The sequence below is a fragment of the Streptomyces sp. NPDC028305 genome, from assembly GCF_055569495.1.
On record NZ_JBVHTN010000003.1, the window covers coordinates 564031 to 577053 of the forward strand.

The window sequence follows — 13023 nt, forward strand, 5'->3', positions numbered from 1 at the left end:
TGTGCGGGCGCCGACGCGCCCGCACACCGTCAAAGGTCTGCGAAGGGTGGGGTACGAAGGCCGAGGCGGCTATGTCGAAGGTTGCGCGATCTGCGAAGCCACTTGCTCGGGCGTCATCGCGCCCGTCCACACACGTACCTTCGCCAGATCACCCGGAAGGTAGTGGCCCGTGGCGCCGACGGCCGAGCCCCTGCCCGCGGAGAGAGCTCCACCGCCCTGCTGAGGCACCTCAAGGCCGATGTCTGATGGGCTTTGCTGAGCGAACTGGCCGATGAACAACTCCGCTACCCCGAGCTGCTGATCGCCGTCACCATCGGTGAACGGGAGCCCCGCGTCGAAGACCCCGGTCACATCGACCCAGGTGTCCCACTCCTTCTCGCCCACCGTCTCCTGGGCGGCAGCAAGCGCGGTGTCCGTCACTTTCCCGCTGCTGTCGACTGCCGTCCGGCCGAACTTCCACTGGTAGGTGTCCTCCGCAGGCTTCTCCACCCACAACGCCCACGACGACTCCTTGCCGACTGGTGTGGCCTGCGCGGCAACCAGTCCCCGGTAACCGACCGGCTTGACCGCCAGCAGCGCCTTGTTCAGTCGCACCCGCGCCGACACCGTGAACGAACCGGTCTCGTCAACCACCGGACCCGTTGCCGAGGCGTAACCGGAGCTGCCGTTGAGCACCAGCGCCGTCGCGTCCTCGCCGGTGAGTGCCGCGCCTGACCCGGACAGCGTCATGGGGCCGCGCCGGTAGGGGAAGGTGGTGCTGACCAGGTCGTCCGGGTCCTCCGGGCTCTCCACCACCTGGCTGCCCTGGGAGATGGTGGCGTCCCAGTGCGCCACCAGTTCGTTCGTCGGCGCTCCGTCCTTGTCCAGCCGGTCTTCTTCCCGGATCTGCTCAGGGGTGCGGGCGTCCTGCCAGACGGCGATCTCATCGACGCGGCCCAGGAAGTACTCGCCGTACGTTCCTGCCACCTTGGATCGGCCGATCATGAGGTTGCGGTCGGCCGTCCACGGCTCGTACGTGGGTGCCACGTCGGCCAGGACGACCGGGTTGCCCTGGGGACGTCCGTTGATGAACAGCTGGATCGTGTCGTTGCTCTTGTCGGCGTCGTTTTGTGTGTCGAAGACGCCGGTCAGGTGCGTCCACACCCGCAAGGGAGGACTTTCCGCCTCGGCCAACGAGCGGATGTACACCGGATCGTTCTTGTCCCGGTCGGTCCGGTTGAACACCCACTTCTTGTACGCGGACGAGTAATACAGGGTGAACGCCGATCCGTACTCCCCCGGTGCCGACAGCACCACGTGATTCGCCGACGCGTCGGTGAGATACGCCCAGGCGGAGACGGTGAACGAATCCTGCGTGTTCACGGCCGCGCCGTCCGTCGACGCATAGCCCACCTGCTTCGACGGATCACTCAGGTTGTCGTTCAGACGCAGCGAATAGTCACCGGCCCCTCGCCTGGCGAGGGTCGACCAGCCGGTGCCGGCCTCGTCCCGCAGCACCAGGTCGTGGCGGGAGCCCACCTCGCCGGTGTCCTTCGCCACCGTCAGCCCCGAGCCGGGGCCGCCGTCGTCGAAGCGCCACCGCCCGGTCGGCCCGGGAGCAGCCGCCACCTTGAAGGCCAGCTCCGCTGGCGGGCCCCAGCGCACCCGTCCTTCCTTGTCCAGCTTCAGATCGCTGGCTTCCACCGACAGTGTCTGTGCGCCAGGCAGGCCAGGCTTGACGTCCTTGACCTGCACCGAAGCATTCGTGGTCGGGGCGGTCACCCGCTTGGTCGCATCAGCGTCGGAGGTCAGCAGCCGCCACCGGTAGGCCTTCACGTCCTTGTCGGCCGTGTTCGGTTTGAAGGTGAAGGTCCCCGGCTTACCCGGGCCTCCGTGTGCTGCACAGTCGTTGGCCGTGCACTCGGTGTACGGGGCGCCGGGCACGATGACCGGCACTTTGGGCGCCGTGGAGTCGATCCGCAGATAACACCAGGAGGAATACGGCGAGAACAGATCACCCGACCTGCCGTTGTAGGCCCAGTGCGACTGGGTCCGGGCGCGGAACCGGTACAGCCCCCCATCGGCCCGCTTGTCCGTCGTCGTCCTCTCCAGCGTGCCATCCGGATCCCAGCCGCTGTCCGGCTTGTAGTCGCTCCACACCTGCGACCAAGAGCCCGAGTTGGTGTCCGTGCTGCTGCGCTGCATGACGAACTCGGCTTGCAGTGAGCCCTCTTCGTCGCCCTCGTGAGCCTCGACCTTCGTCTGCACACGTGCCTGGACCGTCGGGGTGTCCACCGTCACGGTCAGCGGATCCGACGAGGACCGGCACTGTGCCTTGTTGCCCGTGCCCGGGATGGCCCCGACCGAGGTCGGCACGCCGGGCTTGTGCGCGTACCACACCTTCAACTCCGCGTTGGAGTCAAAGCGCTTCCACGCCCGCGGCTCACCTTCGTCCTTGGCCCGCAACATGAGCGTCAGCCGGGAGATCTTGCCGTCAGCCAGGGACCGCACTGTGGAGGTCAGGTTCTCATCCGGCTCATCCGGGTTGTCGTTGAACTCGATCCACTTGTTCGGCTGCTCCGGGCTGCACAGATCCCCCCGACCCGCCGACACGTAACGGTCGCCCATCTGGTCCAACTGCTTCGGCCCCGGCCAGCGCGTCCCCTCGGAGATGTTGTCGGTCCGCTCGAGGTCCACCCAGTACGGGTTGCAGTTGAACGACCACGTCTCATACGCCCGGAACGTCGCGTCCAGCACATGCTTGCCCGCCAGCTTCGACGCCCCGAACTCGAAATACATCCGGTCCCGGTAACCCGACCCGCAGTAATAGCCATCCGCACTGCCGCACAAGCCGACACCCTTCGGCTCATCGAACTTCCAGAACCTGTCCCCGTCAGAGGACAGCTTCGTCCACTCCGAAGCCCCCAGACCCACGGACGGGTCGATGAACACCGGGTACTCGGTCTTCTCCCCCCGCAGCAACTCCAAGTCCGGCTCCACCGAAACACTGCCGTCCCCGACGGTCACCGGCAATTCAGCGGTCGCATCACCCTCGCCCGGCTGAGCCAATTCATCTTTGGTGTCGCTCAATCTCCGCTGCTTCCCGGACGGTACCGTCCGGAACTCGGTGTGCGAGCCCGTGGCGTCTTCCCCTGCCGAGTCCCACATCCGCCCTGCCGGTCCCCGGAATACGGCGTTGCCATCCGCGTCAACCGCCCGCACCCCACCGCCGGCACCCGGTACCACGCTCAGGCCGTCCCCAGTGGCGGTGAGCTTGATCTTCTCCAGCTCCGGGTTGGCCGCCGCCTCAGCCGTCTTGACCACCAGCACGTCGCGGTAGCCCTCGGCCGTCGCCGTCAGCTGCAGATCCACCCCCGCAAAAACGTCCGGGTACGTGGCGGTGGCCCCATCCAGCGTCGGCGCCGGCAACGAGTCGGGCCAGCCCAGCCGTAACTCCCGCTCACCACGCCCCATGGCCAACATGCCCGAGCCGCTCCCGCCACCGGAGAACGACAACTCCACCACCGCGGACTTCGGCCCCACTCTGCCGTCCGGGTACCTCTGCAACGTGACATCGATGTCGCGCCATGTACCGTCAGCAGCACGCGCACGCTGCGGCTCCGTCGACTGCGTAAGGGTGAAGGTGCCGTCCGGGTTCGCCACCGTCTGCGAGTACTCACTCCGCGCCGAGGTCACTTCCACAGGCTCGCCTGATGCCACTGCCCGCGCAGACGCCGACTCCTCCGACAACGCCGACGCGGGCGCCGCCGCATGCGCGGCAGGCGAGAGGGACGCGACCGACGACAGCACGGACAGCAGCATCTCCGTCGCGAGCGCCCCACCGACCACAGGAAATAACCAGCGTCTTCGCGCTCGCGCACGCCACGGTCTCCACCCCAACTCCACAGTCCCCACCCCAGAGTCACAAGATTTTCAAATGCGCAGCGAGTTAACGGCCCTCTGGCTCCCTCCGTCAACGTGAAGCAGATCACGTTTCCACTGGACGGGTGACTTACAGCCACCCGTCGGACACGACCTCCAGCAAGCCTTCAGATGATCACCGAGCCCCCGCCCCGTCGGCCGTAGGCGAGACACCAGAGATGTGCGGGCCCCCTTCCACGGCGAGAGAAGAACCCCACCCTCAGATGACCAGCGTGAACAACTGGTCGGGCCGGGAACCCGGTGCCAAGCCCCGCCCGAGTTTCCCGCCGCAGTCAAGCTGCGCATACTTACCGAGGTAGCTCCGTCCGGACAGAGGAACGAGGCAGTGCTGCACCGAGAACGGTGACACCGCTCCCCCATCGTCGAGCGGCAAGCCATCCAATGCGCCCTGGCAGTGATTGCTCTCAACGGCGAACACACCAGCCCGAGCCCGGCCGAAAAAGACCACGCTCCCGCCGAGCCGGCGTGGCTGCATAGGGATGTGGCCTGGCTGGAAAGCTCTGGTACCGGGGCAACCGAGGCCCCAGCCGCAGGGTAGGACTTCACGCGGTCGGAACTGTTTGCCATGAGCAGCTGGCTGAGGAACATCGCAGACACGGGGTGGACGAGCGGTTGCGAGGCGGCAAGCGCCATCCGCTATCTCCAAAGGACGTAGAGATGGTGGCAGGATCGCCCACCCATGAACAGCCCCCGCACGGGACCTCCGTGCGCCCCTCCCCCAGCACACGCATCAGCCCTGCACCCCGCTGCACCACGGGGCACAGTCGGCCACATGCTCGCCGGGTCCAACGGCGCGTGGGCACTCGCGTGCGCGCCGTCCGCGATCCGCGGAGGCTCGAAGAGACAGGCAGTGCCGCAGACGCCCTCAAAGACGTTGAGGTTGGAGGGGAGCGGAGGATACGTCCTGATTGGTAGCGAAGAGTTTCCGGCGCGCATGTTGCGCCTCGGCCATAAGAGTCGTGTCGTCGCCGCGTCACGTCGGCGAGGTGCTGCTCGCGAAGCCGGACCGCAATGAGCCTGCCGATCTCGGCGAGCTGCTCGTTGAGGCCCATCACCTCCTCGCCAGGGTGATGATCAGCCCTGCGTGATCATCCTCTCCTCTGGCAGGGCGGTGTGCTGCCGGTCGACCGCCTCGAGGGCGGCTTCGGCCAGGGCTTCGGCCTAGCTGGCCTAAAACCGCAGGTCACCTCGGGTGACGCAGTTTCCGGATGCTTGGCACACTATTTTTGCGCCTCCGTAGCCTGAACAGCAGCTCTCCGCACTTGTGGCCACGACAAGGGGAACACCCAGCTCAGAGGCCTATGGAGCCTGAGGTGATCGCGTGGTGTGCCCGTCGACGGAGACTGGGATCGTCGGCACATCGCACCACCTCAGGAGGCGATCACCATGCGCTCCGCCACCCACCGTGGCCGAATCTACCGGCGCTGCGGATGCCGCGACGCACACCGCCACCAGCTCGGAACCCACTGCCCGCGACTGACCACCGACAGTGACCACGGCAGCTGGACCTTCGCCGTCGACCTCCCCTCCCCCCACCACCACCGCACCACCATCCGCCGCGGCGGCTTCCCCACCCAGAACGCCGCCCAGGCCGCGCTGCAGCGGATCCTCGAGGGCGAGGCCGGCGGGTTCAACGGCGACCCCAACCAGAACGTCGCCGACTACCTCACCACCTGGCTGGAGACCAAGGCGTACGTACTCAAGCCGACCACGCTGGCCCGCTATCGCGACTACGTCACCGGCGACCTGATCCCCGCCCTGGGCACGCTCAAGCTTGACGAGCTCGGCCACCGCCACATCGCCGGATTCGTTCACACCCAGCTCGCCGCAGGCCGCGGCCAAGTGACCGTCTACCGGTGCCTGGCCACCCTCTCCAGCGCCCTGGGCGACGCCGTCCGCCAGCACCGCCTCACTCACAGCCCCGCACGCCCAGCCGTCCTGCCCCGCCCGGCAGCGGCCGAGCGTCGGATCTGGACGGCCGGGGAAGCAGCCCGCTTCCTGCGCTACTGCCACCAAGCCGACCCACTCATCGCGGATCTGTGTGAACTTCTCATCGGTACTGGCATGCGCAAGGGGGAAGCGCTCGCCCTCCACTGGCACGATGTCCACCTCAACGAAGGGGTGCTCTACGTCCGTTACACCCTCTCAGCCATCAACAACGCCCGCCTGGTCATCACCTCACCCAAAACCCGCAGCAGCAAGAACTGGGTCGCCATCTCCCCACGCGTGGCAGCCGCTCTCACACGCCGCGCAGCCGACGCGCCGCAGTCAGCATTGGCTAACCGCTCCGACGATCCGTTCACCGGACTGGTCTTCTGCCGACCCGACAGCCGCCCGCTACGGCCTCAGACCGTCCTGGATCGCTTTCGCCGACGCGCCAAAGAAGCAGGCGTCCCCCGCATCACCCTGCACGACCTGCGACACCTCGCCGCCACCCTCTCCATCAACGCGGGCACCCCGCTCACTGTGGTCTCCAAAACCCTGCGGCACTCCACCCTCTCCACCACCGCCAACCTCTACAGCCACCTCACCCAGCAAGCCGCCCACGACGCCGTAGACGCCATCGACACCGCACTCGCCCAAGCCGATCCGGCCGTCGGTAGTCATCCGCACTGGCCAGACTGGCTGCGACCACGCCCCGACCACCCGAACAGGCCCCGGGCACGCCTCACGCTGCCCTACTTCGCCACCCCGACAGCCAGTTCACCCAACGCCTCCACACCTCAAGGCACGCGTGCGACCACAATGCGACCACCACGTCGCACAACACAAAGAAGGCCGCTTTCCCATCTCTGGAAAAACGGCCTCCGACCTGCGAAAACGCTGGTCGGGACGACAGGATTTGAACCTGCGACCCCTTGACCCCCAGACACAGCCACGGGGGGTAGCCGAATCCGCGCTTGTAGGTGGCGGCTGTCTGCTCCTTCTCCGAATGGCAGGTGATCAGCGTGGCGTCGAGGTCCAGGACCAGGCCCGGCAGGTCGCATCCCCCAGCGCGGGCTGCCGGTATACCTGCCCCGGTCTCGGCAGCCTGCAGCCACGCGACCTCCCGGGCGGCGGTCCTGGCGGAGCGCAGGAGGGCGCGCGCCGTCAAGTCGATGTCGGCCAGCAGGCGCCAGGTGGTCGGAGTGAAGGCGACGGGGCCGAACACCTCCGTCTGGTCACGCAGCACGGCCAGGTCCGCTATCGCCTTGCCGCCGTCGGCGAGCAGGACCGCGAGATCGACCGCGATCCGGCCGGGGTCGTGCCCGGTACGATGCGGCCGCAGTTGACGCAGCGCGTTCGCGAAGGCGCCGGTCAGACCGGCGAGATCGGCCGGCAGGCGAAATCCGGCGTGGCTCACCACCCCGTAACCCTCGGCCGACACGACGAGCTTGGGACGCGACCGGGTAATGGGCACCCAGAAAGTGCCTTCCTGCTGTAGTGATTGAAGCCCTAGACGAGCCTCATCTTCCCAGCTCACAAGGCACTTTTGTTTTTCCGCTCAAGATCCGGACACTGCGACAAGTGAAACGCGCAGGCTAGTCGTACGTCACGTCCGAGTTCGGTGACGATCTGCGCAGCACGCGGTAGCGGCTCGGATCGCGACAACTTCCAGTGCACCCAACCAGTACCTCGTACCGTCGGCAAACTGCCGGGCTCCCACCTCCTGCTGTCACCTGGAGCTTCCGGTGGCCGCCAAAACAGCCGGAGCGATGTCCGCTTCGAAGCATCCACTCACCCGAGCCTCAAGGAGATACAAAGTGCTCCGTGTCGATTGCTCAGAGTGTGGCTCGCCCGTGCGAAACTGCTGTCATGTTCAGGGGAGGGGACATCTTGTATTCGCTTGGGCACGATGGCAGGCCAAGGCTGGCCGACTTTGTGCGGCAGGAAGTCGCAGGGCAGATGTCGGAAGGCGAGAAGCTCGCCGCGTTGTGTTCCGCGCGTCTGTATTTCCAACGGCCTGATGAACCGGGCTTTCTGGTCTCCAAGACAGAGTGGGGCCCGGTGGTGCCGGTCTTCACTTCTTTGGAGCGGCTTGCGCTGTTCGCGGGTGTGTGTTCTTGGGCGTCGACGACGGTCGAGGACCTGGTGGAGCTACTGCCCGAGGGAACACGGGCGGTGGTGGATCCGGTGGGGCCACGGACGTTCGTCCTGGATGCAGAGTCCTTGCAGGTGACCGGGGAGCGGGGAGAGCAATCCGATGTCGGGGCATGACAAGGGTGGTTCGGCGGCGGATGGTCCGAAGCCGGGTGATGGCTACCGGATCGAGATCACTTCGGTGCAGAAGGTGCTGGCGCCGCTGGAGGAGTCGGTCGTCGCCGCACGGAAGATCAAGAGGGACTGGAAGACACTGGCCGAGAGCATTGGGAACTCCGCCGACTTCGACATCTACGACTCCTCGGAGAAACTGCTCTCCGCCTGGGGCTTCGGCATGGGCCGCGTGGCCGACCACGCCGACACGGTGGTGCAGACCCTCCGGCAGGTGATCGCCGCCTACATGCTCGCCGACCTCCTGCGCATCAAGGACTTCGCCCCGACCGAGCACAACATGTCCAAGCTCCCCTTCGGCGAACAGGGCATGAAGGCATGGGAAAACGGCTACCGGCCGAAGTTCGACCCGCCACCGGAGATCTACCGGGAACCCTGGCTCGACGACGATGACGACGGCAACTACACCGGAGGCGTGCCCACCAACCCGCGGCTTCGCTACGACGGCGGCTGGGAAGTCGACGGCGGTTCCAAGGGAGTGACCGCATGACCCAGAAGGACTCGACCGAGGGCGGCACGACCGAGCGCATACCCCTCAACGCCAAACCCTCCGAGGTCATCCCCGGCAGCCCCACCGAGATCGAGGACCTGGCGGTCAAACTCCGCGCCTACGCGGGGGCATTCCAGGATGGCGTGGATCAGCTCGACGTCCTGTCTCTGATGAACTGGACCGGCGCGGCGTCGGAGAGCTTCCAGGGGGCGACGGAGAAGCTGCCCAAGGAACTGGGCTCAGCCAAGACCTACTTCACCTCCGCCGCAAGCGCACTCGATTCATATGCGGAGAAGCTGCGGTCGGTGCAAAAGCGCGTCAGGCCCATCATCGACGACGCCGACGACGCGCGGGCGGCGTCGAAGCGCCACATACAGAGTTGGAAGGACTACAGCGAGGCGGCTGACCGCAAGGACGATCCCCTGCCGGAGAAGCCCCCGGAGGACGATCCGGGGATGGCCGCGCTAGAGGGCTGCTACAAGCGCCTGGACAAACTGGAGGCGGAACTCCAGCTCGTTGTCGACGCGGCCAAGCGCAAACTCGACACCGCCAAGGAGAAGGCTCCGGACAAGCCTGCGGCCCCCAAGGGCGTGGATTGGTTCAAGCAGAAGCTCGGGGATTTCGGCGACGGGGCGGGCGACTTTCTTTATGACCGCTACGTAGACCTCAACGACCTCATGCACGACGGGGTCGGAGGTGTGGGTCTGCGGCTGGCCAACTTAGCCGACGGAGCCACCTACGCCGCTGCCGACCCCAAGGGGTTCGCCAAGGCCGCCGTCAACTGGGAGGAATGGCAGCGCAACCCCGCCCGCGCTTCCGGACAGCTCACGGCCGGGCTGCTGCTGGCACTGGCCACCGGCGGCGCCACCGGAGCTTTCCGCGGCGGCAGCAAGGTGGCGAAGACCGCCGCGCAGCGCCTGCTCAACCGTGAACGTTCCCTTGGCCGCGACGGCAGCGCCCGCAAGCGGAAGAACAGCGACCCGGACAACAACAACGCACCCAACGGCGAGCGGCCCAAGAAGGGTGAGCCGATCGATGTGGCCACCGGCGAGATGGTCATGTCCGCCACCGATGTCACCCTGCCCGGGGTACTTCCACTGATCCTGGAGCGGCACTACGTCTCCGGGCACCCGTGCGGCGGCTGGTTCGGCCGCACCTGGGCCGGCACCCTCGACCAACGCCTGGAGATCGACGACGAGGGCGTCGTCTTCATCACCGACGACGGCATGATCCTTGCATACCCGATCCCGGAACCCAACGTCCCCACCCTTCCCACCTCCGGCCCTCGCTGGCCACTGCGCTGGGACGGAAAACCGGACGGCACCTTCACCATCACCACCCCGGAACACAACCGCACCCTCCACTTCGCCCCCCTCCCGGCATGCGGCCGAGAGCTGGCCCTGACGGCGATCACCGACCGCACCGGCGAAGGCGACCGCATCACCCTTAGCTACGACGAGCAGGGCGCGCCGAAGGAGATCACCCACTCCGGCGGCTACCGCATCGCCATCGACACTGATCCGCAGCTGCTGCGCATCACCGCCCTACGGCTGCTCCACGGCGCAGAGCATCAGCACAGCACCCCCCTGATCTCATACGGCTACAGCGAAGCCGGAGACCTGAGCGAGGTCATCAACTCCACCGGGCTGCCGCTGCGTTTCCAGTACGACGACGCACGTCGCATCACGTCCTGGACGGACCGCAACGGCACGACCTATGCGTATGTCTACGACCGTCGTGGCCGCGTCCTGCGGGGCATCGGCCCGGACGGCATCCTCTCCGGCCGCATGCACTACGACGCCCAGACACGCACCAACCGCTACACCGACTCCCTCGGCAATACCACCACCTACCTCTGCAACGAGGCATACCGGGTCATCGCGGAGACCGACCCGCTGGGCAACACCACCCACACCGAATGGGACGACAACAACCGTCATCCCGTCGCAATCACTGACCCGCTGGGTCACACCACCCGCTACCACTACGACGATCTCGACCGCCTGATCGTCGTCGAACGCCCTGACGGAAGCGTGACGGAGGCGGCTTACAACGACCAGGACCTTCCACTTGAGGTCCACGAGCCCGGTGGTGCGATCTGGCGCCAGACCTACAACGACCTTGGGGATCGTACTTCCGTTACCGATCCCACCGGTGCCACCACCCACTACACGTACGACACATCTGGACACCTGTCGACGATCACCGATGCTCTCGGCCACACCACGCAGGTCACCACCAACGCGGTCGGCCTCCCCATGGCCATCACCGACCCCCTGGGCAACACCACCCGCGTACGCCGAGGCCCGCACGGACTGGTCACCGCCGTCACCGACCCCCTGGGCAACACCACCCGGCACGGCTGGACCATCGAGGGTGAGCCCGCCTGGCGCGAGGGACCGGACGGAGCCCGTGAGGTGTGGCAGTGGGACACCGAAGGCAACCTCGCCCGCCACACCGACCAAGCCGGACACACCACCACCCACACCCACACCCACTTCGACCGGCCCGCTACCCGTACCGATCCTGACGGCGCGCAGTACGCCTTTGGCTACGACACCGAACTGCGGCTGACCACCGTCACCAACCCTCAGGGCCTGACCTGGACCTACACCTACGACGGGGCCGGACGCCTCACCTCCGAAACCGACTTCAACGGTTGCACCCGCACCTACGAACACGACGCCGCCGGCCGCCTCACTGCCCAGACCAACCCACTCGGCCAAACTCTCCGCTATACCCTCGACCCAGCGGGACAGCCCATCACCCAGCGGGACGAGACCACCGGTGAAGAGACGACCTACGCCTACGACGCCCACGGCGCCCTCATCCGCGCCACAAACGCGGACGCCGAACTGGTAATGGAACGCGACCGGTTGGGCCGCCTGGTCGCGGAGACCGTGAACGGCCGCACCACGACCTACGGCTACGACGCGGCTGGCCACCAGACCCATCGTTCCATGCCCTCCGGCCTGATCTCCACTTGGACCTACGACCCCACAGGCCGCCCCGCAACGCTCACCACCGCCGACAACACCCTCACCTTCACCTACGACGCGGCGGGCCGCGAAACTCAGCGGGCCATGGGAGCTGCCACTCTCACCCAGGCATGGGATTCAACGGAGCGCCTGGCGGCCCAGTCGATCTCCTCCTCCCCGGATTACCTTCTCCAACACCGCACCTACACCTACCGTCCCGACGGCCACGTCACCGAGATTCGCGAACTGACCACCGGCACCCGACACTTCGCCGTCGGATCGACAGGCCGCGTCACCGGCGTACAAGCTCACGGATGGTCCGAGACCTACGCCTACGACACAGCCGGCAACCAAACCCACGCCACAGCCCCTGCACATGGCTCAGGGGGCGACCGGGCATACAGCGGCACCCTCATCCGCCGTGCGGGCCGTACCACCTACGAACACGACGCCGCCGGCCGCCTCATCCGCAAAGCCTGCAAACTCCCGAGCGGTCAAACCCGCTCTTGGACCTACACCTGGAACGCCCAGGACCAGCTCACCAAAGCCACCACTCCGCTTGGCGAGGAGTGGATGTACGCCTACGACCCTCTGGGGCGCCGCATCACGAAAACCAGCCCGGACGGAAAACCCCTGACCTTCACCTGGGACGGCACCCGTCTCGCCGAGCAAGCCACCTGCGACGGTGCCACCACCACCTGGAACTACAGCCCTGGCACCCACTGCCCGCTGACCCAAACTCATTGCGAACTGGGCGCCACCCGCCACTACGCCATCATCACCGACGCTGTCGGCACCCCCACTGAACTCCTCGCCGCCGACGGTCGTCTGGCCTGGCAGCACCGCACCACCCTCTGGGGCACCCCGCTCCCCACCCCACCCGTGGATGATGGGAGGAGCGTCGACTGCCCCCTGCGCTTCCCCGGCCAATACGCCGACCCCGAAACCGGCCTGAACTACAACCACTTCCGCTACTACGATCCCGAAACTGCCCGCTACCTCACCTCAGATCCGATCGGTCTCGCCGGTGGCTACGCGCCGCACAGTTACGTTCCCAACCCGTTCATGTGGCTTGACCCTCTCGGACTGTCCCTCCTCGACGTCAGCAAGAACGGCGTGCGCATCGTCGTGCACGAGTACGACGTCGACAAGCCAGCGCACGCTCATGTCACCGGTGGCGGGGGCCGCGAGGTGCGGATCGGGCCGAACGGCCACCCCCTGCACAACCAACCGGAGCTGAACAGTCGACAGCGACAGGTGGTGGAACATTACAAGTCGGAGATCAGGAGAGCCGTCAAGAAGCTCGGCAGGCGAAATCTTGCGGAGCAGGAAGAAGAAGAGCGGCGTAAGGCCGCCAAGGACCAAACGTGCGGCAAGGGATAA

Annotated in this window: 6 protein-coding genes and 1 pseudogene; 5 read left to right on the plus strand and 2 right to left on the minus strand. The window is 66.6% G+C overall.

Annotated elements, in window-relative coordinates; translation table 11 throughout:
• Positions 1–69: 69 nt before the first annotated feature.
• On the minus strand, positions 70–3801 hold the full coding sequence (locus tag ACZ4WQ_RS13935) for a LamG-like jellyroll fold domain-containing protein (protein ID WP_398372096.1): 3732 nt from the start codon (positions 3799–3801) through the stop codon (positions 70–72).
• 1079 nt (positions 3802–4880) lie between these two features.
• Between ACZ4WQ_RS13935 and ACZ4WQ_RS13940 the strand changes: the two genes are divergently transcribed.
• Together ACZ4WQ_RS13940 and ACZ4WQ_RS13945 are read left to right on the plus strand one after the other, a co-directional pair.
• Complete coding sequence (locus tag ACZ4WQ_RS13940; protein ID WP_358849255.1) at positions 4881–5009, plus strand: hypothetical protein; 129 nt, start codon at positions 4881–4883, stop codon at positions 5007–5009.
• A gap of 298 nt (positions 5010–5307) precedes the next feature.
• Positions 5308–6783, plus strand: coding sequence for a tyrosine-type recombinase/integrase (locus tag ACZ4WQ_RS13945; RefSeq protein ID WP_398372094.1), 1476 nt, complete (start codon positions 5308–5310; stop codon positions 6781–6783).
• A gap of 52 nt (positions 6784–6835) precedes the next feature.
• On the opposite strand, the pseudogene ACZ4WQ_RS13950 reads toward ACZ4WQ_RS13945, so the two are convergent.
• A pseudogene (locus tag ACZ4WQ_RS13950) lies at positions 6836–7384 on the minus strand (IS1380 family transposase); the annotation flags it as partial.
• 353 nt (positions 7385–7737) lie between these two features.
• On the opposite strand from ACZ4WQ_RS13950, the gene ACZ4WQ_RS13955 reads away from it, so the two are divergent.
• The 3 genes from ACZ4WQ_RS13955 to ACZ4WQ_RS13965 are packed head-to-tail and all read left to right on the plus strand — an operon-like array spanning position 7738 to position 13023.
• Complete coding sequence (locus tag ACZ4WQ_RS13955) at positions 7738–8118, plus strand: SseB family protein (RefSeq protein WP_468022207.1); 381 nt, start codon at positions 7738–7740, stop codon at positions 8116–8118.
• On the plus strand, positions 8105–8662 hold the full coding sequence (locus tag ACZ4WQ_RS13960) for a hypothetical protein (RefSeq protein ID WP_398372090.1): 558 nt from the start codon (positions 8105–8107) through the stop codon (positions 8660–8662). The genes ACZ4WQ_RS13955 and ACZ4WQ_RS13960 overlap by 14 nt, the downstream gene beginning before the upstream one ends.
• Positions 8659–13023 carry a DUF6531 domain-containing protein gene (locus tag ACZ4WQ_RS13965; RefSeq protein WP_398372088.1) on the plus strand — a complete coding sequence of 1455 codons (4365 nt, stop codon included), beginning with the start codon at positions 8659–8661 and terminating at the stop codon, positions 13021–13023. Before ACZ4WQ_RS13960 ends, ACZ4WQ_RS13965 begins: the two co-directional genes overlap by 4 nt.